Below are 25,136 nucleotides of genomic sequence, written 5' to 3'. Positions count from 1 at the left end.
ATCCGGTCAGCCCGGCCGACCGTTTCCCCTGTTGCATCCCTCACTGCGGCCGAACGGTCGCTAAGACAGTTGCTCACGAACAAGGTTGGGGTGAGTGGATCTGCGGCGTCCACTGGAAAATGGTTCGACCTACTTATCGGCGTGTCCACGGGCGCATCCTGCGTCGCGGCCGCCGAGGGCTGCCAGTACCTCGCGTGAGGGCCAATCGCATATGGGCTCTTGTTAAGCGGGCGGCGGTGGAACGCGCCGCTGGTCTGAGCTGATGACCACCGGCCGCTGATAGTCCCGCAATAAAAATCTGCAATCTGCATTAAATTGCTGTTTTCCGAATTGTGCTTCGGAAAACTTATGCTAGGATTCCTTTGCTCGTCACTGACGAGTGCACTTGTACGCCTGGTGTGGAGGTTCGTCCGCTGGGTGCGTCCTGTGCAACCTACCGAGCCCAATGCTCGGTCAAAGCCAAAGGTGTCCAGCAATGGCTGACAACCAGAACACGGAAGTGAAGAAGCCCACCGTCTCGGAGATCCTCGAAGGTGCGACCTCGCATGCTGCGTTGATGTCCGATCGTAGCCCCGAAGGCCTTGAGGGCCGGAAGGCGGCTGCGAAGGTGATCAGTGACAAGCTCGACTACCAGCGGGACTTTAAGGGTGCCCCTGGGGTTAAGAGCCTCGCTGGTTTCCAGACTGTGGTGACCAAGGACGGCGATCTGAAGCTGCATTACGCGAAGAGCGAGGTCGAGATGGCCAAGACGATCGCGGCCAAACAGCAGCTTCCGGAGGGGCAGAAGCCGACCTCCAAGGTCCGCTTCCTTGCATTCAACATGAATGCAGCGGTCAATCGCACTGCGAACACGACAGGTAAGGACGCTCTCCACGAGAAGGATGGCGGCGTTATCTACTTCGACACCAAGGTCCTGCAGGAGAACGTCAAGGTTCTCTCCAAGGCCTCGCAGCGTGATGCCATGTCCTCGGCTCTGCAGGATGCGATCGACTCGAGCCGCCTGAAGTTTGCTGAAATGCAGGCTTTGCGGGGTCGCGCGCAGCAGCAGCAAGGCATGGCCGCCTAAAAAGGCTTCTCTTCCCGGCAATAGGAGGCGTCCAGAGAGATCTGGCGCCTCCTTTCTTATTTGTAGCCTTGTTCAGCGCAGGCGGTCTGGTCCTGTCAGGATCAATGCCGCGCCGAAGATAGGGTCACCCGAAGAGATCCCCCGAGCTGCATAAGCAGCATCACGGATGGCGATTGCTGACGAGTTCAAGGGCAGCTTCTTACGAGCGTGCTCCTCGTCCACGATCATCTGGGCGGGCTCGCCCTCGTACTGATCAACGCCGCTAACAATCTCAATGCCGCTGGAGTTCAAGGCAGAGCAGGCTTCATCAAGATCCCGGGGAGCAGCGGCCAGGGCGGTCTTCTCACCGTCGGCGCTGATAATGAAGCAAGGCATAATCGGATGGCTCCTATAGGGTTGCTGTCTATGAATTAGACCAGAGTGGATGGTTTAGCAATTTACGAGCTGCAGTTCTTTTTTACCGCTTTAAAGGGCGGTAACACGGGATAGACTGCAGGACGTTTCACGAATCGTAATTGTCCAGGATTCGAGAATTTGGAGAACATGGATGTTGATGACGCCAGAGACGATGGAGGCGTTGGAGGTAAGACGCAGCCGTCTGGTGGAAATGTTCGCAGGATGCCTGAGGCGACCTGACGTTCACCGGGTTTATGCGACGCCACTTTCGCGCCGGCAGAAGACGTCAGAGCTTCCGAAGCATTTTGCACTCGGCGGACTGCCCGACGCCGCCGTCGAAGGTGGATTAACGAGTGACTTCATGGCTCTCGCCCATGTCGCCTCTTCGGATGCCGTAGAGCCGGACGATATCCGCTTCCGGCGGCTTTGGAAGGTTGTCCGGGAGAGTGCCCATGAGGCAGCCCTGGCTCTGCGCCAACGGCTTCATGTCGAGAGAATGAAGCGTCTCGGCAGCACACGTATCAGGGCGCCGGCTCAGGCCCAGCAAGCGAGCGGAGGTCCACAATGACGGCTCAGGCTCTGGAGTCTGGCGGGATGCCTGATCCTGTCGGGCCGCTGCTCAGGCGGGAGTTCGCTCCCTATAGTGTGACAGACCGGGTCGAGATCCAGACGAGGGTAGATGGCCGGTTCACCATCATTCTCTTCGGCGATTATGTGCCGGAGGAGTCGCTGCTGGGAGGACGGTTAATTCTGTCCCCCTCTCCAAGCAGAATGCGGATCTTCGTTCGGCACTATATGGACGAAAACTATGACGAGGGCACCGTGCTGATCGCTGAGTGCCCTGAACCGAAACCGGAGCTTCTTGAGGTTTGTAGGGCGCACGAGTTCCTCGATGTGCTGATCTACAATCAGACACAGAACCCTCTCGAGTTCCAGAACCTGTTGGCATGGGTCGACGAAGATTAGCGATCCCATCCCGAGACGATGCAAACATTCACGAAAGGCTAGCTATGGATACCCTTGCTTTTACAACCGGTCAGAAACCTTCCTTCATTGTCGGAACCCGTACGGGCGGACAGGGCAAGACCCTCATCTCGCAGGTCATTCAGTACATCTTCCAGGGGCGTGGGCAGCCGTTGCGGGTGATGGCTGCGGATACGGCCGGGGATGAGGGCAGCGCCACGAAATCGAAGCTCGCCCGCTTCCTGGAAGGCGAAGAGAGCGTGGAAGAGCTCGGCATCGGTGTGTCGTTGACGTCAATCCGCTCTGATGAAAGCGCGGGCCTCCAGTACTGGGAGCGGCTGGGCCAGGCACTTGAGCAGGGCAATGTTCTGGTTGATGTCGGCGCAAACGTTTTGCCGTCGATTTGGAATTGGGCCTTGGAGATTGATGCCGGCCGCGTATTCGAGACGGCGCCCCCGATCTGGCTGATCATCCCCGTCACTGCTCAAGCACAGAGCCTGGTGGATGCCGCGGATCTGATCCGCCTCGCGGAGGCGAACCGCAAGTTCCTGCCGATTGCCCGCTACGTGGTGGTATTCAATGAGAACGAAGGCAAGTTTGATAGCCTGTCGGAAACATCTGAGTACCGCGATCTGATGAAGTTCGTGACCGACCATAACGTGACGGTCGTGAAACTCGGGCGCTGCAAGAGTTCGGTGTGGCAGAAGATCCAAGGCAACTGCATTTCGCTTAAGGCTATGAAGGAACTCGACTTCCGCGATTATACGACGAAGTTCGGGATCAGCTCTTTCATGGCATCGGCCGCCGAGAAAGACTTTTCGGGCTGGCTCACTGAGACCGTGAGCGCATTCCGTGAGGCGAAGCTGGTGCCCGATGATCTGGCAGTTGCCAAAACTGTAGACGAATACAGTCTGAATGGCTGATCACCTGATGGACCCGGTGAACGATTTCTACGAGAGCCATGATCGGGATTATCGGGAAGCCCTGGTCCGTCACGAGCAGATGTGCAGGGAGCGGGAACGCTCTCTGCTTCATCTCCTAGAGCAGGCGGTTCTTGATGGCGGCAGCGGCCAAGTCGTTGCTGTCATCGATGGATTGCCAGAAGAGGATCGGGAACTGATCGTTGAGCGTTTTCCCGATCTTCTCTCTAGGCTGATGGCGACAGCCAATCGGACGCCGGCGGGATCTGGTGTCGATCTCGGAGCGGCTTTTCGGGCGATTGAACTCATCCGACAGGCAAAACAGGAGATTGAAGCTCCGCCGCCCTCAGACCCTCTCGGTGTATCGATCAGCCTTCCTGATCTTGTGGCACTGGCCAGTAAGGGAAGGCTTACAAGCGCCAGGGGCTTGATCGCGGCCCGCGATCGGGCAGAAGCCGAAAAGCGCGGGATTTGGGCTCTCTTCAGCCTGGTTGTCCGACGACAGGCGTGGTTTTGGTGGATGCGGTTAAAAAAAGGAGCCGGGGCCTGTTAGGCTCCGGCTCTTGGCATTAGGGCTCAGTGAACCTCGGCACCACGACGCAGGAAGGGTGGGATGTCCAGGTTGTCCGCGCTGACGATGGTGACCTGATCGGCCATTTCGGCATGATCACCGAACGGACCATCGTCATCGAAGATGCTTTCATCCGGCTGGTCAGAATGCGCGAATTGGCTGGCAGTAAGGCTAGATGCCGTCTCGAGAACGATGACGGAAGCGTCCTGGGCCAGGTTCAGGTCGGCTTCAGGAGAACTCATCTGCTGGAGCTGCTGGTCTACGGTTTCTTCGTAACCGTTCTCCCAGCTCTGACGCAGCGGCCCTGGAGCATAGGGGCACGTGCTCTTGGGTTCATTGGCAAGGGCTGCCTGAGCGCCCTCGTCCCGAGCCTTCGTCAGGAAGATCCCGTCAGGCGAGAAGGTTACGATGTCGTCGTCCTGTTGGACCGAGCCATCGGAGATAGGGGCAGATGCCTGGGTGCTGGGAGCATCGATCGCTTCCGATCTTGCAGCGGTAACCGTCTCTTCCTGAGAGGAGCCGGCCTGCTCCTGCAGGTCCGTCCCGCCTTCGGCCGCAGCCTCAATGCTGTTCGGAGCGTCGATCGCCGTGGGATTAAGAGCGGCCGGCGTCTCGCCAGGAACAGCAGGAGAAACCACTGGTTCTTCAGCGGGCTCACCCTCTTTGTCCTTGGCGCCAGCATCATAGCCCTGCGAGTACGCCGTCTGCGCCGAGGGGCGCTTGTAAAGGTTGATGTCCTTCACCTGGCCGGTGATCCCGTCGTCATAGCCTTTCTGATAGGCCGAGCGGGAGCGGGGGACGTCATCCCCATAGGGATTGTTGGGTGCGGGCGTCGACGAGACCGGAGCGAGGGAAGCGGCTTCGCTGAGAGGCGCTGCGGGCTGGACGGAAGGGGTGACCACCGTGAGGTCGATGTCCCCTCCGACGAGACCGAGTTCGACGAGGGCGCCGACGCGCTTCTGGATCATGTCATCGAAGGCAGGACGCGGAAGGTTCGTTTCACCCGTCACTGAAACAGCGAGGTCGTCGTAGTTGGTCTGAGCAACCATCAGGGCGGAGCGAGCGGCTTCGACTTCCAACTGCAGCCTGTCCAGCGTCCGCTGAGCAAGAATGACAGCGATGTGAGACTGTTCGCCCTGGGAGACAAGAGCCAGGATTTTGTCGTTCATGTTGTGCTCTCTAGTTTTGGGGATTGAGAAATCTCGTAATGTGCACATCGACTCGGGATGTGGATTTCTTGTGTGGGCAGAATTTCAGTTTGGGTGCCCAGGAATGAAACTATTGGGGTTTGGAGTGCTCCCCGTGCAGGCAAAGATCCTGCAGACCATCACTCTCTGAGCTTACGCCTCATTCGCCTTTGCCTTCCCTGGGGCTGCGGTAGCGAAAGGCCGAATGGGAGCCTTGTTTCCGAATTAAGATTCCACAAACCTGAATTAGATAATATGTATCGGAAGTAATCTAACTCCCAGGTGTCGGTGATGAGTGAAAAGCCGCCTCAAGATAGGCGACCGGACCCAGCCTTTGCGCTGCTTATCGGCGCTGTCTCCGGGGGACTGGGAACTGGCGGCTATCATATATTAAGCGGTGTTCGCCGTTCGCGGGTGGATGCGATCACAGGGACAGTCGAGTCGGATCTCGCTTTGGGCGTCGGCGTAGGGATAGCGTTTGTTGGAGTGTATCTCCTGGCGAGGTCTTCCGCCGGCCGGAAGCGGTAGGCTATCTCCGCGGAAGTTGAGCCCTAGGCGATCGAATACCTGTTATGATGAAATCCGAGCCTAAGGAGCCAGGGGCGGAGTTCGGATGTCGTGGGTGTTGATCATTGTGGCGGCGGTCATTCTTGAAACGACCCCTGGATATGGGCAAACCGGCTCGCTGAAGCAGGAGGGGCGTGTCCGCTACAAGCCCGGTTGGGTTGAAGCGACCTGCGAGCTAGAGAAGCTCGATTTTCTCGAAGCTGAAAAGCGCAAGGAAGCACGCCGAGCGTTCTTCGATCGGCCTTACCCTAAGGAGATCGAGAACTATGTCCCTGGGGTTTTCGAATATGCCGAGCACATTCTGACCGGGATCCCCTGCTATGCGACCCCAACGGTCGAGATCCGATTGCCAGAGCGTTTCCGTTGCCGCTTGGATCGGGTGATTTTCCGCGATCCCGAGAAGGGGGAAGAGCTAAAAGCCACCGGCGGGAGCTACAACTTTCACTTCGTCTATCTCGATCCGACCGATGAGACGGTCGAAGATCGGCCCCGTGCTTTGAGAAAAGGACCTCCAAGCGTCATCGGCCAGGTCTTAGTCAGAGGGCAGTTGGCCGGGAAGACCTATACAGTTACCCGCGAGTGGATGAATGGAAGCCCGGCAGAGGCAACCGGGTCTCGGGAGACTCAAGAAGCCAATCCGGACGATGCGGTATTGCCGGCAGACAGTCTGCCGTTCGTGACGAGTTCGAACGCATCGATGTTCGTGTTTGACCTAAAGAACGACTCGCCGATTGTGAAGGAACTCACGGGCGGGCCGCTTAAAGAGTACCAGTTCATTCCGCATAGCTGTCAGGGATAAGGCAGGCCGCTCGGCTATAACGCCAGTGGTCTGCATCAACACCCAGAGGCGGATCGGATCCTCTCTATCCGGATGCCGTCTGAGGTTTGGATAAGGCTCACCGTTGCCTCGCCATTGCACGGCTTTCGCCCACTTCGGTAGCGGTACCGGACCTTTACCTGCATTGGACCCGCTTCATCGGCCGACAGCAGCTTGAGTGGCTCGTCGAGGGCGCCGTAGAACTTGGTCAGGGCTTGAGCTGTGAATGGGCCACTCGCCTGCTTCTCTGCAATCACTCGAGCCGACGCTGCTCGGCCATCCCCACGCTCGAGTGCTCCATAGAATTCGCTCACCAGGGCAACAGCCGTTGCCGATCCGGGTGTCGTCGGCTCAGAGGCCGGGGATCCCCGGCTCTCCGGTGGTGTCCATGCAGCAAGCATCTCAGCGGCAATCGCTGGGTATAGCGCGGCATCGTTGCCAGAAAGTCGGACCTTCAGGAGGCGGACGGAAGGCTCGACAGCAGGATCGCCGATGAGGAATACGAGGCCACGAGTGGCGAGTGGCGGGACCGGCTCCTCGCCGTCCGTGCCGAGCCCGTTCTGTCCGGCTGGGGTTCTATAGCTCACCACATCCTGGGCCAGGTGGCGGATTTGGTCCGATGGCCAGGGTGCAAAGACATAGGCGTTCGCATCATCGATGCCTTCGTCCCGGACGCCTTCAGCAAATGAGAGGGCCTGCGGGAATACTCGGGCGATGACCCGTGCGACGGCAAACCGTCCTGAGGTCCCGCCTTCCGAGAACCGGCGGACGATCTGCGGTCCCATCCAGGGGTCGTCGAAGTTCGCAGGTGCCTCGGGAGGGGTGACATATAAAACGTCTCCGTCACTCCCTGACACGGCTCTGCAGGACCAACCCCTTGGGCCGAGAACGCCGCCGCGGCCTGATGGATTGGCTGTGTAATAGGCGAGTCTCTGAGCAGTTCCGCCGGGGATGAGGAGCCTTGCCGTTTTTGGAAGGGAATGCGGCTCACGCAAGCCCATCTGTCCGTCCTGGGGGCACCCTATGAGGGGAACTTCAGCACTGGTTAAAGACGCGGTGGTCTGGGTGTCAGGAAGAGTTTGCTGGAACGCCTCAACCAATTCCATGGCAGTTTCGCCGGCACCTGCTGTGGATGCGAAAAGGGAGGCGGCGGCAATGGTGGATGCAAGTCGGATCGATAATCTCACGGAACGCTCTTCAGCCTGGAGGCGATAAGGGACACGCTAGTTGAGATCGGGCTCGTCGCCAATGCAGGGCGAGGGGTCGAGTGGCTTATTCGCGAGAACCAGGTTCACCCCCGATCAGCTATTGGGAAGTCTGAAGCTCAGACCGGGTAGACCCTAGTGTAATCGACCTGACACATCGCTTAGGTCGCATCTTATGGGTTCATGGTCTCAACTTATGTGTGACGCGATGTTCAGGAAACTAAATGTCTGACTCAAGTTCGGCCCATTCTCCTGTGGGCGTGCCCTCAAAAGTTTGACCTTTGTTTCAAAAAAGACTGACTCTTCTGGATCCTTTTTACAGAAAAGCTCGACTCAAAGGGTGTGGTACCCGAGGTAAGCGGACCTTCCGATAGATCGGCTCTTGGGCTCGTTCTGACCCAAACCAGCCCTTGCGATCTCACGTTGGCCTACCGGCGGCCCAGAGTTTACCCGCCAGTAGAAACAGGCCATGCTGCGGTTCCTAGGAGAGCTTTGCGGGGCGTCCATGCATCGCCGTCACCTTGCGCATATCCTCGCGCTCGGGATCGGCCTTGACCTCGTCGCGGGCGCGGCGCAGGCGACGGAGGGCGGCGCCAGTCTCTTCATCCCAGGCGCCCATGGTCCCGGAGCCAGCATCGTCACTGGTGGACACCGCCGGTGAGGCTGGGCTCGCCGAAGTCCTTCGACCTCATCACCGATCCGAAGGAAGAGTACCCGGCAACGGGAATGCGGAACACTTGGCACGCGGAGCCCGCCTTGAGGATAGTGAGTGAGTTCGAGAAGAGCCTGAAGCAGCACCCGCCAATTGCACCCGGCACGCCCGATCCTTACACGCCGCCCACGTGAGAAACCCAGAACCCTCGCGTCGGAGGCTCGCATGAGCCCGAGCCGGAGAGAAACCATCATGCGGCTGGCGGGCACGGCCTCCACCGCTCTCGGCGTGCTCGCCGCAGGTGGAACGCTGGCCGCCCAAGGCCGTGCGACCCAGCCCAACATCGTGGGATCAGTTTTCGTCCTGGGCGGATCGCAGTCGATTTCGAGCCATTCAGACAGGGGGAGTCTTGGCATCAAGCTGCGCGGTGGTCGATTACGTCCACGTTCGGTCGATTATCACCGGCCAGAATGTTCGGCAGCTCCTGGATGAAGATCTCGCTGTGCCCTTCGATCAGCCCTTCCTTCTTCAGGCGCCAGTCTCCGGTCGCGAGCTTTTCCGGTAGGGGGCGGTCCACGACCTCGTAGACGATCTGGATGTCGGATGGGATCTTGTCCACGATCGCCAGGCGGTCGTTGCGCTTCAGATTGGTGGCATCGAGCACGACGGTTTCGCCGTCCGCCAGTCGACGGATGACCCGGCGTTCGACCTCCTTGAACACGTCTGTCTGGTCACTGGTCTCGAGAGAGCCGTACTTCTCGATCCGGATGTCGTCGCTCGATACGATGCTGTCCTGGGAGTACCTGCGCTTCGCCAGCGTGGACTTGCCGGCACCGCTCGGGCCGACCATCAGGACAAGCTTCTGCCCGCAACGCGGCCAGTCCCATCCACGGGCCTCGCTCCTGTTCGAGCGGATCTCGTCCCACCTGTCCGAGAGCTGGGTGAGATGGTCTGCCGGCACGACGTTGTGGTGAGCCACCTTGTTGCGCGCCGCGGTCGCCATCTTCAGGAACTTCACGTGCTTGACGGGGATACGTCCGTCCAGGAGGTAGTAGATGTGGCTCACCTCGAAGTCCCGCAGGTCGTGGATCAGCTTTGGGCCCTTCCTCGTCTCCACCGTGTACGGCAGGAGCGGGGAGAGGATATGCCCGTATCGGTCCACGAAGAAGTCAATCACCTCTCCGACGAACTGCGTGACGACCTGCGAATGGGCCAGCCACAGGCGCCGCTTCAGGGTGGCCTGGTCCCCGGTCGCGAGGCACGACATCGAATGGATGAAGGGCGATCCGTCCCACTCGTCGATCAGGCCGCTGCTCCAGCAAGCATGCCTCTCGATGGCGGGGAGTTCGGCCATGACCGCCAGCGGATCGGCAAGCTCCTCGGGTTCCTTTGCCGCAAGGGTGACAGCGAGGTCGCGGTCCCAGCCTGCCAGGCGCACGACGGTTTCGGCGGCCACACGCTCCATCAGGCTCTCTGCCCCAATGTGCCGCATGAGATGGGAGACGTAGACCCGTGTGTCGGTCGGGGAGACGTAGCCGCGCCACTGCATCTCGTCCCTGCCGAACAGGAACTGCACGTCCGACCTCGGGACGTCGACGGGCAGGAAGACGATGAGGCGGGGGGCCAGGGATCGATCGGCATCCTGCGATGCGGCCGAGAAGCTCCGGAGGAATGTGGACCACCGCCCCCATGCATCGCGGTCGAGTCCATCGATCACGAACGAGACGGCTGCCAGATCCGGCAGGTTCACGAACGCGGACACCGAATGGATGCTCGTGTCCCTGATCCCGCCCGCGCGAGCAAGCCCGTGCGGGATGGAGCGGTCGAACGCCCGGTCCCGCGCATTGATCGGGATGACCCGGCCGCCGCCGCGGTCACGAGTCGCTTCCATGACGGCATCCACGAACCCGCCGGGCCGGAACTGCGGCACGGTCACGCCGAGGACGCCCTTGGAGGACGACAGCATGCGGGACGCGACGTTCTCCAGGAATCGGGAAGGGCCCGAGAGGCTCCAGAAGGGGTCGGCCACCATCACGCGGCCTCCCGGATCTCGGTGCCCAACAGGCGACGTGCCAGCGGGACGAAGGAGTAGGTCATCCTGGCATCGTCATCGGGCTGGTGGCCGGCCATGAGCTCGAAGGCCCCTATGTAGATGCCGTAGGCGAGGATGGCCTCGGCGGAGGTCCAGTCGCCCGCGGCGGCCTTCACCTCCGAGAAGTCCAGCGCGGTGCCGATGTCCGCCAGGGTGAAGGTCGTCCCCGTGTACCTGGTGATCAGGCGGCACACGTCGCCGAACGATCCGTCGAGACCGAAGCGGGACAGGGTATCCGGCACCGTCATGACCTCGGTCGCGAGACGATCGATCCGGCCGGGGATCTTGTCGCTGCGCCCGCTGTGGAAGACGAACGACATCGGCGAGTTCCAACCGCCGCAGGCATCGATCATCCGGTCCCTGGCCGCGCGGTCGAGGGCAGGGCTGTGCTGGACGATCTCGCTGTCGAGGAAGGCCGCGCTCCACGGCTCCAGCGGGATGACCTTGATCCCGGTCGGGCGCGCGAAGCGGGGATCGGTCACAACGCGCTCGGCGTGCCGGGGCCTGCCCACGAAGACGACCTTGGCGAGCTTCTCGACCACCGACCGGGCCCGCAGGGTCTCTGCGACCCAATCCGGTCCCCAGTCGGATCGGGAATCCACCACGATCACTACCTGCGTCTGGCGCTGCCCGCCCGATGCCCTGATCTTGGTCAAGCGCTCCGAGAGATCCTGCTTGTTCGGGAATGTCTGGGCGACCACCTCGAACCGTTCGGCATCCGAGAAGGAACCCGGCGCGCTTCGCAGCGACAGGGACACGAGGTCAATGTCGGCGGCCATGGTGCCGAACACCAGCTTCACCGGTGTCTGGTCGGTGATGATGTCGCGCTCCTGCCCGAAGGTGAGCGGCGAAGGCGTTGCCGTCTCAAGGCTGTAGCCCTTGGCTGGTTCGAGGATACGGCGGGCCGACTTGGGATCGAACTCGCCGTGAGGCTCGCGGTCGCTGAACTCCACGAGGATGTCGTCGACCTCGTCGCGGTTGCCGAGCAGGCGGGTGACGGCGGTCGAGCGCAGCGTCCAGCGGTTGCCGGCCGTACGACGCAGGATGCCAAGCCCTTCCATCTCGTCCACGAGGTCCTCGAAGAGCGAGAAGCGGTTCGGGTCGACGAAGCCCCGCGGCCAGAAGGCGACGGCGGCATTCCGGATCTCGCGGACCGTCACGCCCTCGTCGATGATGCCCTCCGCCTCGTGCCCGAGGACGAGATGGGCGACCACGTAGGCGAGGAGCTCGTAGCGCTGGTCGATGCGCAGCGTCATTACGAACTTGTCCCGCACCTCCTCGCTTGTCTGGCGGCGCTCCAGCACCTCCGACACGAGGCCGCGGCTGATGACCCGGACGTGATTGCTGCCGCGCTTCATCTCCTCGTGGACGATCTCGAGCAGGTGCTTGGCATAGGTCTGGACCAGCACCGGGTAGTAGTTGGCGTGGCTCAGGATGCGCCAGATGTCCTCGCGCCTCTCGAACTTCATGCCGAGAGCCGCGAACGGACGCACCACCAGATCCTCCGCGTCCTTCAGCTCGGCACCCATCAATGGACCGATGCGCTGCGGATCGGACGAGATCTGCTTGATCGGGTCGTTGCCGGTCTGGACCAGACGGGTGACGTTGTGCAGGCCCGAGAGGATGAACTTGAACCGCCGTCCGGTCCCGGTCATTAGCTTCTGGAGGGCCAGGAACTCGGTGTATTCCTGCGCCGCGTCCGCCTTAACGAAGGTGTCTGCCTCGTCGATGAGCAGGAGGATGCGGCGGCGGGGATCGCCGTCGATCCAGCGCTGGATCTCCTCGATCACGCGCTTGGGTTCCATCGATCCGTGCTTCTGGAAGATCGTCGGCAGGGCCTTGGCGATCTCCTCCCAGATGCGACGGGTCAACTGCTGCCCATGGCCGATGCCCTGGGCATCCACAAAGCCGACGAGGATGCCGTTCGCGGGATCGTTCCTCGTCCCTTGGAGGTGCTTGAGGAGGGCGGTCTTGCCGAGGCGGCGGCCGCCGTACACCACGCAGCTTCCGTGGGTGTCGAACAGACTCGCGATCTCGTTGCGGCGGCCGACGAACATTTCGACGGGCACCGAGTCACGGCCCCAGTCGCGGTAGGGCTCGGCATAGCTGTAGGGCTGTCCGAGCTCGACCGGCGTCAGCGCACGCATCTCGGGCTCGCCGAGCGCGTACAGGAGGCTCGCGGAATCCACGAGGATGACGCGGCGGCGCGCCCCGATGTTCTGGAGCATGAACTGCTGGCGTCGGTCCTTGGAGACGACGTCGCCCACGAACAGGATCACGCCCATCTGTCCCGTGTTGCACAGCTCGTTGAGCGGTGCGTCGCCGGGCATGGTGGACACGACCGCGACACGCCAGTTGCGGTTGGTGAGGGAGCCGAAGTCGGGCAGGAGCAGCGTCTCGCTGTCGAGGGGCAATGAGAACTCGAAGTCGGCCACGAACCGCTTCTGCTGGGCGTTGGTGAGGTTGCTGTGGTCCCTCAATTGGGCCCGGATGCCCAGCCCTTCCATGAAGTCCGTCACCTTGGCCGCGAAGCCGGGGTCGTTCTTCACGGTGTCGATCCTGCGGAAGATCTCGCGCCAGCGCGTGAAGATGGAGCCGGCCTCGTCGCGCCGGGCAGGGGAGTGGCTGTCGAACCGCAGCCCGCAGAACTCTTCCCCGTTGGCGACGGCACCGGCCGCACGCTCCACGTAGTTCTTCCCGAGCTTCGAGAGCGCTGGAAGAACCTCGGACGAGAACTCGTCGAAGCGGCGGAGACGCGAGGGCGGGGTTGGGATTTCTCCTTTTTCCTCAGCCAATGCAACGAATTCCTCGGCCGTGAGCAGGTCGTCGCCCGCGCACAGGTTGCGCAGCCTCGTGGCCTCGGCTTCCGAGATCCGGTCCTCGACGGCATCGACTCGGGCCAGAAGGCGGGTGCGGGGCTCGTCGAGAAGCTCGCGGACCTCGTCCACCGTCTCCTCGAGCAGGAGGGAGGCGAGACGGATGTCGTCGATGCGCTCCTCGTCGATGGTCTCGTCCCGCTCTTCGAGGGACATCTCGACCGGAACCCTTGCGGCCCCGATCCGGTCGACCTTGGAGAGCTTCGACTGCGCCTCCTCTGGCTTCGTGATCGAGCCGAACCGGATCACCCGCTCGACGAGGCTGCGGGCCTCGTCGACCTCGCGGGCGAGTTCCTCACGGGCGGTGTCGCGATCGGTGGAGTAGCGATCCGACAGTGCATCCCGCATCGCCTCCGAGATGCCGTGGTGCTCGGCGAGGTCCACGAGGAGACGCGCCCCCATGAACGAGGTCTCGTCGATGCGCTGGCGGAACAGCTCCTCGTAGGCGCGGTCGCGTTCCTCCCCCTTCTCGGGCAGCAGGGGAACCTTGACCTCCTGGAGAACGCGGCAGACCTCACCCTGATCGTACGGGGCCGGATACCAGGAGCGTCCGAAATGAAGATCGGAGAGGAGCGGCAGCGAGCCGTGCAGCTTCAGCATGTGGCCGTAGGCCGGAGGCGTGGCGGCGGACCCGGCCAGGACGGTGTCGAGGCGGCGGTAGGAATCCGCGACGAAGCGGGCCACGGACGAGTAGTTCTCGTCCTCTGCGAGGCGGTCGAAGGCATCGCAAGCGGCCGCCAGGTGGCGGCGCAGATCGGCGACCGCCTCCTTCAGCTTGGGCTGCTCGCTCGCGCTCACCAGCGAGACCGCGTTCCGGCGGTCGACGTACTCGGCGCAACGGGCACCGAGGTCGAGCAGGGAGCCGACGATCTTGTCCCGGGCGGCGCCGTCGAGCCCCTTGTACTTCGTGTTAACGGCGATCTCGGCACGGTACAGCATGTCAATGATCTGGGAGCGCGTGGAGCAGTCGTTGACGTAGCGCTTGGCTGCCGCGAGGGCGGCGGCATCGTCGGCCTTCATCGCGTCCCGCAGGTCGCCGACCTCCTTGCCCGGCTGGAGCAGGGCGTTCCTGATCTTGGTGCCGAGCTGGAAGGTGAACTGCGTGCGCGAGAACTGCTCGATCCTCGACAGGATGTCCTTCCGGCATGCCTCGGCATCGCTCTCCGCTTCCATCGTGTTGGAGATGTGATGGAGCACGGCCGGCGACAGGGGAAGGCGCGAACGGGCGAACCGCTGAACGCTCTCGGAGAGTGCACGGGTCTCCTCCCGGACGGGCTCGATGAGGCCGTTCAGGGAACGGAGCACCTCGCCGGCACCCGCATCGGAATGGAACAGGGTCAGCTCCACCGCGGACGGATACATGAGCATCCGGCGCAGGGCGCCTGCGGTCTCGTCGGTCGACGGCATCGCCTCGATGGTGGCGAGCGCCTTGACCACGGCATCCTGCACCACCATCGGGGTCGCATGGAGGCTGGCATGGTTGACGTGCCCCGCCATGGCGGCGAAGCGCAGTTCCTCCGGCGTCATGTCGAACGATGCGATCTTGTGCAGTCCGCGGGCCGCCGTCACGAGGTGGTAGGCCAACCCGAGATCATGGGAGGAGACGAATTCCCAAAGCTTCGCGTTGATCCGCGCGACCTCGGGATCCTCCTCGACGGTTTCCGGCTCGGCCTCCGCTTCCGGCTCATCGTCATCAGAGGCATCGGACAGGACGCGCAGGTCGTCCTCGTCGATCGTGAGCTCATCCTCGTCGGAGATGATCACGGCGGGCATCTCTGCCGCTTCCACCTCGACGACCATCGGCACTTCCACCTGCGCCGGCTCGGCGTCGATCTCCTCCCGGGGTGAGGTTGCAGCCTCTTCGGTTCCGGCCTTAGGCTCGGCTTCGAGCGTGGGCTCGACGACCTGAGGTGCGACCTCCTCGGTGGAACGGGCAGCCCAGTAGGCCTCCTCATGGTCCTCTTCCTGCTGCTCACCCGCATCGGCCTGGACCGCGTCCGGAATAGCCTCCTCGGGCACGTCAGGCACCACCTCGGCGGCCAGAAGGGCGGTCACCTCGTCGAAGCCTTCGCAGGCGGTCTCGATGTGCCCGAGCAGCGTCTGTGACTCCCTCTCGAGCTCCTGATTGAGCTGTGCCTTCTGGAGCAGCTTTGCGCTGGCGAGCCGCTCCTCGATCCCGTCGATCCTTTCACGGTCGGCCACGGTGTCGGACAGGGCGGACTCGGTCTTGCCGAGGCTCACCTCGATCAGGCCGATGCCTTCCTGGGAGAGGTCCGTCGGTGACGGAACTTCGGGAACGGTGCGCTCGAGTCCGATGTACTCGACGAGCCCGACGATGCTGCCGCGTGCCTCGAGGGCACGTTCGCGGTAGGGCCCGGCATCGACCCGGCGTGGGCGTGCCGCCTCGTAGGCAACGATCGATGCCGAGACGTTCGTGAGGATCTCCCTCAGCCTGTCCACGATGACAGGGGATGGTTCGGCATCGGCATGCAGCCGGACGAGTTCGCCCAGATCACCGAAGGCCTGCCTGTAGGCAGCGACCGCCCCTTCCATCCCGCCGGAGATCAAGTGCGAGACCTGTCGCCCCGCGTCCGTCTTCCCGGTGGTCATCGAGGGATGGTCTTCGGTCACCATGGGAAGCACCTCATCGATTGAAGGAAGGTCGTTTGCGGTAAGGTCGCCGGGCTGCTCTGCCTCGTCGGCAGGGGCATCCTGACGGGCCACGTCCGGCTCCCTGATCGAGTCCCGACGCGCGGTCTGCACCAGTTCCTCCGCCGCAGACTCGGCGAGTTCATTGATCAGCGGGTCGTCGTCCTGCGCCCGCCAGGCCTTGTGCGCGCGGCGGCTCCTCAGGAAGTCAGCCACGTCCGCGAAGCCGGGTTCGTCCGCGATGGCCGGGAGCAGGTTCTCGTCGAGCAGTTCGGAGCCGCGCAGGACACAGAAGTCCCGTGCGAGATCGGTCTGCTTGTCGATCAGAAGACACTCGAGCACATGCAGGTCGGTCAGGGCGCCGACGTCGTCGGTACCCGCCCGTTTCCTGATCGTGTCGACCATGCCCCTGAGAACCCCGTCCACCTTCCGGTAGAATGGACGGAAGATGCTCCGGTCGCGGGGATTGGTTCCGTCCTTCGACACGACGAGTTGGGCAACGGCCGCATGGAGGAAGGGAAGCTCGAACCCCTTGAGGAGGAGGTCGATGATGGCATCCCCCTCCGGCTTGGCTTGCGGCCAGAACTTGCCGTTCCGGGCGTGACGGTTGATCCTGTCGCGACCTTGGTGGAGCTGGCTCTTGACTGCTCCCGAGAGGCTGATCTTGTCCTTGAGCCAGATGCGGTCGAGGAAAGCCGGGATGACGATGGTGGGCGCGGCATCGCCTTCGAGGGCTTCCTCATCGATGCCTTCGAACCAGTTGGCCGGCTCTCTCCTTTCGGGATTCCCTTCCTCGGCCGACAGTTCGCCACTGGACGGTTCGCCTTCCATCACCTCGCCATCGGGCCCGACCCGGGTGAATTGCCCGCTATGCTCGGCAGCACCGGTGTCCTGTTCGAACGCGATCAGCCTCAAGATGTACGGAAGCAGGTCGGCAACGGGCTGACCGACCTTCACCACGGCTTCGATGAATTCGCGGTTGGCATGCCCGCCATGGATGGCCTCGATCAGGATGAAGGACCGCAGTTCGTCCCACTTCTCCATCTTGGCCAGTGCCTTGATGGTCTCGAGGGGGCCGACGGGTGCCTGCATCGTCCTGTAGGGGCCCTTCTTCTGGCGGGTCATCGCATCGACCGCATCGTACCAGCGGTGGAAGATCCCGCGGACGCCCAGCTTGGGCTTGGCCTTGCGGGACTTCCTGTACAGGGCACCGATGCCGGGCACGATCCGGAAGAGATCGGAGACGACGACGTAGAACTCCTCCTCGGTCGGCGGCCGATCCTTGGGCCAGAGATAGAACGGGGCGGTGATGATCACCTCCCGCCACAGGGGATCCAGCTTGCGCAGGAAGGCCGGACTCACGGTGATGTGCTGCTTGACCCATTCCGGCGTGACGAAATCAGGCACGACGTCGACATAGAACCGACGGACCATCTCCTCCCGTTCGGGATAGCGCTCGACGAAGCGCTGGAGCCTCTCGCTCAGGGGGCCCTCCGCGCGGTTCGACAAGCCCTGGGTGGTGATCGAGGTCGGTGGCGTGGGCGGGAGCACGAAGGATGCGGTCATAGCTCGGTTGGCATGTTGGAAGATGACGGCGGGAAGGACGGCGGAGCCATCCTCAGTCGAAGAGGCCGGGAGGGCCTTCTCGGCCTCCCCTTCGGACTGATCGGGCAGCGACGGCACGGCCTCGGCATCGTCCGGCTCGGGATCGTCCTCGTCGAGGACGAACGACGGGACGTAATCCCTGAGCTTCGTCTCGAAGAAGAGCGGAGCGGGGAGGGAAGTCGAGGACGCGGTATGGCCGTATCCGCTCCGCAGCTTGGTCACGAGCGAGGCGATCGCGTCGGGATCGTCCGTGCCGGGGCAGTGCATGACCACGATGTCGATGGAGCCGGCGATCTTGTAGAACTCCTCCTTGAGCGAGCGGACCTGCTCGATATGGAGTCCTTCCTTTCCCTTGAGTGCCGCAGGCACCTCGGCCTTCGAGGGAAGCTTGTAGGGATAGGCGAGATCCCGGTAGACGCTCAGCCCCTTGGCGATCTTCTGCTTGCCGTCGTTCGTCCCCATCGAGAGGTAGAAGGGAGAGGGCACCCCGCCCATCCGGAACGTCGACACGATGGTGGTCGGGGCATAGCGCACGACCTCCTCGAGCGTCCGTCCGCTGTCGGCATCGAGACGTGCGAGCTTGCGGACCTTCCTGACGATCACCCGCGGAGCCACGTCGGTTCGGATCCTGACGAGGCGGGCACCCATCCAGTCCGAGGCAGGATCCAGGGATTGGCCGAGGAGGTCGAAGCTGCGTCCGATGTCCTTGTCCCTCAGGGCCGGCCACAAGCCGCTTGCCGAGGTCGCGTCGAACAGGACGAGCGGGCGCTGGCCCCGTTCGCACGCCCCGCCGATGACGTGGTTCACGAACCGCTGGTAGGTGTCCCTGCGGGCATCCTCGTTGTCGCCCAGATTGGGCGTGACCCAGGCGGCGGCCTCGCGGAGCGCCTCGAAGAGGGGCCTCTCCTCCGTCCACTGGGCGACGCCGTTCATCCGCCGCCCGAGGATCGCGGTCGTGCGGCCCGTGGCGACATCGACGCTGGTCGCCATCAGGATCTGGCTCGACTTCGTGCCCGCCCTGCTCCGGGACTTGCTGATGACCGAGATGCCGATGATCGACTTGGGCCTGGTGTCGGCTTTCGGGAATGCGGATGCGACCGGGGTCTGGATCTCGGAAACGAGCCCGGCATGCCCGAACAGGAGGTCGAGCAGGGCGGCCTGCACGCGGAAGAGATAGTCCTGGAAGCGCCGGGCCGACGGCTCGGGCGGGCGGAGGTACTGGACGTTCGCGTTCGCGCCGCGGGCAAGGGCAATGCGTCCGGCAGGCTTGTTCACGCGGTCGTCGGGTCGCTTCCCGCCGGGATCGCCTTCCGTGGCCGGCACGGTGTACCAATCGGTGGCCTGGACGAGGACATGGCACCCGTCCCTTTCCGAGAGCACGTCGGCGAGCGGCTTCCAGGCCTCGATCCTGGCGGCATACCGCTCGGCGTTGGTGCCGTCGCTCGCGGGTAGCCGCTTCTGCGCGCCATGGACGCCATTGGGCAGGGCATGGGACAGCACGTCCACGGACTTCCCGAACAGGGCCCCGATGATGCGCTCCAGCACGGTGCGCTCGCTATGTGACGGGGCGACGACCACCACGGTGGGCTTGTCGTTGCCGAACGTCCTCCGGATGCGGTCCCGGTTGGTCGCCTGCAATTCCTGGAGGGTGGAAAGCGCCTTGCTCACCCCGGTGGCATCGAGCGTCGCGGGCGGTTCGCCGTCGACCAGCATGGCCCACGCCTCCGCGAGGGAGCTGTCGTCGAGCTCATTCAAGCCGTGCGAGGTGGCCACCCATCCGAGGACGGACTGGAGCTTCAGGGCGACGTGCTGATCCTCGGCCCGCTTGATGATGGCGTCGTTCTGCGACACCGGAATCGGCTGGAGGACATCCGACACCCTTTTCTGGACGGCATCGAACAGGTCGAGCAGGTCACGCTCCGTGACACCCGACCCGACCGAGGTCTCGAGTGAGTAGCCGTTGTGGTAGGGAATGCCCACGAAGGCGGTGCGCTGCGGCCCTTTCGCCACCAGCTCGCCGAACCCGGCGCTGAGATCGAGTCTGGCCCCGAAGGCCTCCATCACGAAGGCTGGATCGACGGGCTCGACGATCTCGCCTCGGCGCAGGCCGCAGTCGAAGCGGACGGACACGTCCTTCTCCCTGGCCATGATGATGCCGCCGACGCGGGTCTGACGACGCAGGTCCGATGCGGCCGGAACCTCCCGGCACCATCGCCTGCGGGTGGCGTCGACCCTGACGATGGGATTGTCGGACCCCGGTACGGTCTCGACCGAGAACGTGGCGACCATCGACCAATGGTCCTCTCCGCTGGTCTGGGGCCATGCCTCGAAGGAGATCTCGTTCGAGCGCGGCGCCGACCGGATGACGCGCTTCACGGGACCGAGCCCGTCGAACAGCTCCACGCCCGTGAGCCTGCGCGCCAGGAGGGCATGGATGGCATCGCGGGTCCGCGCGAAGGCCCCGCCGTCGCCTCCGATGGCTGCGCCCACGTCGAAGGTGCGCCGCTCGTGATCGAACAGGTTGCCCTCATCAGCAAGGTCGCGGACGTCGTCGAGCAGGACCTCGCTGACCCCGACGTTCTCGCTCCATGGTGCGAGCACACGGTCGACCCACAGCTTCGTCGCGCGGGTCGCGGCCTTGATGGCGTTGTCCGTCCCGTCATCGAGCACGTCGATGAAGTAGGCGGTCCCTTCCGAGTCCCGCTTGCGCCCGATCCGGCCGAGGTCGGATGACACGAGGACGGCGCCGGGCACGGCAGCGGCGATGGCGGCGCGCAGCGAGGCATAGGGAAGGGCACCCGCCTCCGGCTTCTTCGAGGCCTTGGCCGACGAGACGATGACCCGGAACAGGTCCTCTGCCTGCCCGCTCCAGCCGATCCGCAGGCTCTGCACCTCCTCGGATGCGCCGCGCGGCCGGAACGCCATCGCCACGTTCTCCGTCTTGGCCCGGGTCTTCCCCGTCAGGGGCAGGAGATAGGTCGGTGCGTCAGTCATCTTGCCTCGCGTCGTAGAACCTGATGCCTTCCACACGGCTCAAGGGACCGTAGAAGGGTGAATAGAGTGCGCCGTAGACCTCGCGGATGACCGGGTCGGGATCGGAGACCCGCTTTCGCAGGATGTCCCGCATCATCACGATGAAGCTCGTCTGGGGCTTGTCGGCCTCGGCGCCGCCAGTCGCGGCCGCGATGTTGGCCCAGGCACCGTCGACGAAGATCGCCCTGGCCTTGCAGCCGTTGCGCATGGCGCGGCCGATGGTTTGCAGGATGTCGATCATGATGTCGGCGACGAACGGCTCGAGGAGGTCTCCAAGCAGGCTGGCCTGCACCGAATGGCGCATCAGCCGACGCACGCGCTCGAGGGAGGACTGGCGCTCGCGCCGCCATGCCTGCGCGATGTCCCGGACGCCCATGCCCGCAGGGAACTCGCGGAGGTCGAATTCCATGCTATCCCGGCCGGCGAGGCCCGCCACGAAGTCGTAGCTCTCGGCGGCCGGATGCGGGCGGGTCAGGAAGACGACGGTCGAGATCGCTGCCTTGTTGAACAGCGGCGTGCCTGCATGCGCCTCGCCACCGAAGACGATGTTCACGCCTCGGGCGAGGGCCTTCATCGGGAAGACGATGACGTCCCAGTCGTCGCGGGTGCCGATGGATTCGACCTGGGCCGTGGTGACGTAGTCCCCGTCATGGTCCGCCGGGATCTCGTCCACCACGCCGATCACCCGGCGCGCGAGACCTTCCCTGATGCGGGCGACGTGCCGCTTGACCAGCTTGACCTGCTCGTACCCGTTCACGACCAGAGCGACCTTGCGGCCGGGGTCGAAGTCCCGGGTCAGCGCGAGCACGCGCGGGTCGTCGCCCATGAAAAAGTGCTCGACCATCTTCTCGAGAATCCTGCCCCGCTGCGACAGGGGCGCTCCCGAGAAGCGGAGCTTGCGGCGCGGATCCTCGGGATCGGGGATGGGCTGGAAGAGGAACACGCTGTCTCGCCACGCCGCCTCGGCACCCGCACGGCGCAGGACGTAGTGCGGTCCGACCGGGATGTGGAAGGATGGACTCTCGGCGAGGAACGAGGTCGCGCTCGTCAGGAGGACGTTTGGGCCGCGCTCCACGCCGTCGTGGCGGAGAAGCTCGTGCAGGCGGTAGAGCAACGTCCGCGGGGTGCCGCGGAAGGTCAGGTAGCTCACCGCGAGGCTCGTGCGTCCGGCATCCGTCTGGAAGCGGAACCGGATGCCGGAGAGGCGCCCGATCAGGGCTTCCGGCACGAGGCGGGCGAAGTCCTCGCTGATGCCCTGCTGGAACAGGGGCGAGGTATGGATGCCCTCGGCCACCATCGCGTGCTGGGCCGGCACGATGGCGAGGAACTGCATGACGACGGTGGTCACGTGAACCAGGAACCGGAAGAGCTCGGTCGTCTTCTCCGGCCCGAGGTCGCGCGGCTCGATCAGCGCGAACATGGCCTCGCGCGTGGCCGACAGGTGGGTTTCCTTGATCGTCGGAGAGGGTTCCGCGAGCCAGTCGCGCAAGTGCTCCACGATCGCCCGGAAGGCCTCGTCGACCTCTGCGGGCGAACGTCCGATGGCCTCCCCGGTCTTGACCGGGTCGTACTCGCGCACGGTGTCGTCGTCGATCACCGTGCGTCGGAAGAGGGCCTCGCGGACGCAAGCGTCCCAGAAGGTCGAGACCGCATGGAACCTCTGCTCCTCCTCGGCCCGCTCCAGAGGATTCATCTTCGACAGGTCGGGTTTCCCGAAGAGATCGCCCGCCACCCTGTTGCCCGTGATGAAGGCGTCGTCGTAGGCATCGAGATGGGTGTTGCCCTTGCCCCTGCGCCTGTCCGCCTGGAGCTGCACGACAAGGGCCCGGTTGAGGGCGACGAAGTTGTTGGCCCTGTTCGAGTAGTCCGTGATGCTCGCGGCGACGGCGTCGTTGCGCCCCTGCGCGGCTGGCATCATCAAATCCTCGATGAGCTTCAGCTCGTACGAGCTTCCGCTGCCCGTGATGTCGACGACCGAGACGGCCTTGCGATCGAGCACGGCCTGCACGCCGTCGACCTCGTCGACGATGACCACGTCGGACGTCATGGCGACGGACTCGATGTAGCGGATGTGATCCTCGACGAAGTGAAGGGGCAGGCGGGTGTCGAGCGACAGCACGTGGCCGAGCCAGATCCTGCGCCGGGTCAGCTCCCGGGTGGCCTTCAGGCGGCCGCACCATCCGCCGACGGGGCAGAGATGCTGGGTCGCCTTCTCGGACTCGCCGCCCTTCTTCAGCTCCCGCTTCTGCCAGACGGCATTGCACGGAGGCTCGAGATGCGGGAACACGTCCTCGTCGCTCTCCTCCTCGAATCCTCCGAGGGCGCAGTTCAATCCCATGAGATCGGCGCCGAAGACGCTCCGTCCGAAACCCCGCGCCTCGTCGATGGATGCGATCCTCTCGGAGAGCTTCGCGGCATGGCGCAGGCGCGTGTCGGGAGACTGTCCCATCAGCAGCCCGGCCTTGACCCCGTAGCGATCGAGGTCGGCCAAGGTGTTGAAGGCGTTCTCGATGGATGGCACGAGCACGACCACCTTGTACTCGCGGCTGTCGAGCCACGCGAGCACCAGCTTGATCAGCGTGGTCTTTCCCGTCCCGGGCAGGCCGATCATGTGCTTCAGCCCGTCGAGCCGGAGAACCTGGACGGGTTCGAGGCCCGAGCCGTCGGACTTCGGGGCTAGGAGATGGACCTTCTGGTTCCCCAGATCGTCCTCGAGGCGCTTCAGCCACTCGCCGCCCGGCATTCCGGGATTCGCGGAATCGATCCTGTCGAACTCGGCGGCGATGGCCCTGAGCTCGGAAAGGGGAATGTCGATCGGCCCACGGGGGCGACGGTTCACGTCGTGCTGAGGCGGCTCGGGGAGCAGGTCGGCCACATCCTCGAGGTCGACCTTCACGGCGCGGGCATGGGAGCCGCGCTCGCTCAGGATGTGCATGGCGCGGCTCGGATCGGCGATGGCCCGCCCGTGCTCTGCCAACGGCAGCCCGCCGACGAGGGCGGCGACCATCGCATCGATGGAGGGGTCGTTGTCCGGGACGCGACGATAGAAGGGGATGCCAGGCGATTCAGGATCGACCTCGTACGGCGGTTCGATGAAGCCGTCGTCCTCCGCGCTTTCCGCCTCCCATTGCTGCATGTCGTAGACGGCCTGCCTGAGGCTGGCATCCGAGGAGACGACCATGCCCATCTGGCGCAGCGAGAAGGCCGCCCGCGCGAAGGCGGATGAGTTCGGATGGTCGAGGATCGAGCCGTACCCCGTCATGAGGGCCGGCATGTCCGCAAGGCTGGTTGCGCCCAGCAACCTGTCCGCGGCCGCGCAGAGCCATTGGACGGCGACGGCCTTCCTGTATTCCGCAGGCTTCTCCCTCATGCCGCCAGCTCCTTCAGGAGGGTGCCTACGGTCATGAACTCGAGACACTTGCCCTCGCCTTGGGAGGCGATCGCCTTGAGGGTCGTCAGGTACCCCTTGTCCTGCCTGACCCGCGCATCGGGAACGCAGAGGATCCGGCGGCGGAAGAGGGTGATCTGGCCGACGGAGCGTGCCAGCCGGGCCCCGAGCAGGGCGGCACTGGCATAGGACTTCACGTCGATGCCGATCTCCCGTCCGTCGACCGAGACGTCAGCCGCATCGCTGTAGGGATAGAGGTCGACCGTCCGCCCGGCCGCCTTGAGGCGGTCATGGACCTCGATCTCGGCCAGTCCGGGCCCGGTCCAATACGCGAGGACGGCGTTGGTCGCGAGCTGCCATTCCCTGACGTCGTCTACCGTGAACTCCTCCCCGACCTCGCAGACCGGGTGCCGCATGCGGCAATCGCGGATCCGGCACCGCCCCTTGGGGAAGGAAATCGTGTCGTTGTCGGGCCAGAGGGGCGCGCCGCATCCGGCGCAGAGGCGCAGGGTCTTGCCGTGGAGGGCGCCGGAGGGCAGGGGACGGTAGAAGGACTGGATGTCCGGCGCGGCCGTGAGCCAATCCCCCACGAAGGAGAACAGGTCCTCGGTCGGGAGGCATGGGCGGCGGACGACGAGGCCGCGGATCTCCCGGTAGGCCCTGTCCTTCTGCTTGCCGCCGAAGCGCTCTGAAGCGGACCGCAGCCGCTGATGGTGGATCTCCTGGAGGAGCTCGGTCTCGCCGCCACCGCCCGCGGCCAGCTCGAAGCATTCGGGGGTCGGCTGGCCCAGGTCGCCATCGACGAGGATGACGCTTGCCCAAGGGAAGTCACCGGTGAAGGATGCAAGACCCCATTCGCCCATGGGACGGGTGGCCAGTTCCATGACGGTGTGGATGCTGGCACCGAGATCGTCGGTGCCGTCGCGGAGGCTTTGGGCGGATATGCGGGCCAGTGCCCGGCGCATCCGGGGCGGCATGCGGGCATCCTGCCGGACGAGATCGCCATGATGGAGGAGTCTCTCATGGACGTCGGAGAGACCACGAGCGAGCAATCCAGCGGTAATTAACGAAGCTTCGCCCATATACCGAATAATGTGTTGCTAATGAGGGTCAACAGGGTTAATCCACTCAATAGACGGTGTCAATCCA

Annotated in this window: 15 protein-coding genes; 7 read left to right on the top strand and 8 right to left on the bottom strand. The window is 63.8% G+C overall.

The genetic code is table 11. The features are described from left to right. The first annotated feature begins 475 nt into the window (after positions 1-475). Positions 476-1,066 (top strand): hypothetical protein, encoded by a 591-nt coding sequence (locus JO965_RS39370; protein WP_203447190.1) that lies wholly within the window; start codon positions 476-478, stop codon positions 1,064-1,066. A 72-nt stretch (positions 1,067-1,138) separates the two neighbouring features. On the opposite strand, the gene JO965_RS39365 is transcribed toward JO965_RS39370, so the two are convergent. After that, complete coding sequence (locus JO965_RS39365) at positions 1,139-1,441, bottom strand: hypothetical protein (protein ID WP_203447189.1); 303 nt, start codon at positions 1,439-1,441, stop codon at positions 1,139-1,141. Positions 1,442-1,613: 172 nt separating this feature from the next. Between JO965_RS39365 and JO965_RS39360 the strand changes: the two genes are divergently transcribed. The 4 genes from JO965_RS39360 to JO965_RS39345 are packed head-to-tail and all read left to right on the top strand — an operon-like array spanning position 1,614 to position 3,898. Continuing rightward, complete coding sequence (locus JO965_RS39360) at positions 1,614-2,030, top strand: hypothetical protein (RefSeq protein WP_203447188.1); 417 nt, start codon at positions 1,614-1,616, stop codon at positions 2,028-2,030. Next, a complete protein-coding gene (locus JO965_RS39355) occupies positions 2,027-2,428 on the top strand; it encodes a hypothetical protein (protein ID WP_203447187.1) in 402 nt (133 codons plus the stop codon). The genes JO965_RS39360 and JO965_RS39355 overlap by 4 nt, the downstream gene beginning before the upstream one ends. Before the next feature lie 44 nt (positions 2,429-2,472). Next, positions 2,473-3,348 (top strand): hypothetical protein, encoded by an 876-nt coding sequence (locus JO965_RS39350; protein WP_203447186.1) that lies wholly within the window; start codon positions 2,473-2,475, stop codon positions 3,346-3,348. Next, complete coding sequence (locus tag JO965_RS39345) at positions 3,341-3,898, top strand: hypothetical protein (protein WP_203447185.1); 558 nt, start codon at positions 3,341-3,343, stop codon at positions 3,896-3,898. Before JO965_RS39350 ends, JO965_RS39345 begins: the two co-directional genes overlap by 8 nt. A gap of 23 nt (positions 3,899-3,921) precedes the next feature. Here the strand turns inward: JO965_RS39345 and JO965_RS39340 are convergent, their stop codons facing one another. Beyond that, positions 3,922-5,085, bottom strand: coding sequence for an Rmf/CrpP family protein (locus JO965_RS39340; RefSeq protein WP_203447184.1), 1,164 nt, complete (start codon positions 5,083-5,085; stop codon positions 3,922-3,924). Between the two features lie 643 nt (positions 5,086-5,728). Between JO965_RS39340 and JO965_RS39335 the strand changes: the two genes are divergently transcribed. Further along, complete coding sequence (locus tag JO965_RS39335) at positions 5,729-6,469, top strand: hypothetical protein (protein WP_203447183.1); 741 nt, start codon at positions 5,729-5,731, stop codon at positions 6,467-6,469. 35 nt (positions 6,470-6,504) lie between these two features. Here JO965_RS39335 and JO965_RS39330 read toward each other — a convergent pair whose 3' ends face one another. Together JO965_RS39330 and JO965_RS39325 are read right to left on the bottom strand one after the other, a co-directional pair. After that, positions 6,505-7,272, bottom strand: a complete 768-nt coding sequence (locus JO965_RS39330; protein ID WP_203447182.1) for a hypothetical protein — start codon at positions 7,270-7,272, stop codon at positions 6,505-6,507. Positions 7,273-8,173: 901 nt separating this feature from the next. Further along, positions 8,174-8,344 carry a hypothetical protein gene (locus tag JO965_RS39325; protein WP_203447181.1) on the bottom strand — a complete coding sequence of 57 codons (171 nt, stop codon included), beginning with the start codon at positions 8,342-8,344 and terminating at the stop codon, positions 8,174-8,176. A gap of 5 nt (positions 8,345-8,349) precedes the next feature. Here JO965_RS39325 and JO965_RS39320 point away from each other — a divergent pair, with 5 nt between their 5' ends. After that, entirely contained in the window at positions 8,350-8,538 is a 189-nt protein-coding gene (locus tag JO965_RS39320) for a hypothetical protein (protein ID WP_203447180.1), read from the top strand. Between the two features lie 221 nt (positions 8,539-8,759). Here JO965_RS39320 and JO965_RS39315 read toward each other — a convergent pair whose 3' ends face one another. From JO965_RS39315 to JO965_RS39300, 4 genes are read right to left on the bottom strand one after another with little or no spacing between them, the layout of a single operon-like run. Beyond that, positions 8,760-10,376, bottom strand: coding sequence for an AAA family ATPase (locus JO965_RS39315; RefSeq protein WP_203447179.1), 1,617 nt, complete (start codon positions 10,374-10,376; stop codon positions 8,760-8,762). Continuing rightward, entirely contained in the window at positions 10,376-20,560 is a 10,185-nt protein-coding gene (locus JO965_RS39310; protein WP_203447178.1) for an RNaseH domain-containing protein, read from the bottom strand. Before JO965_RS39310 ends, JO965_RS39315 begins: the two co-directional genes overlap by 1 nt. After that, a complete protein-coding gene (locus JO965_RS39305) occupies positions 20,553-23,969 on the bottom strand; it encodes a hypothetical protein (protein ID WP_203447177.1) in 3,417 nt (1,138 codons plus the stop codon). Before JO965_RS39305 ends, JO965_RS39310 begins: the two co-directional genes overlap by 8 nt. Next, on the bottom strand, positions 23,966-24,964 hold the full coding sequence (locus tag JO965_RS39300; RefSeq protein WP_203447176.1) for a hypothetical protein: 999 nt from the start codon (positions 24,962-24,964) through the stop codon (positions 23,966-23,968). The genes JO965_RS39305 and JO965_RS39300 overlap by 4 nt, the downstream gene beginning before the upstream one ends. Between the last annotated feature and the right edge of the window lie 172 nt (positions 24,965-25,136).

The sequence above is a fragment of the Microvirga sp. VF16 genome, from assembly GCF_016864375.1.
GTDB lineage: Bacteria > Pseudomonadota > Alphaproteobacteria > Rhizobiales > Beijerinckiaceae > Microvirga.
The sequence above is the reverse complement of the archived record's forward strand: the minus strand, read 5'-3'. Positions and strand labels throughout refer to the sequence as shown.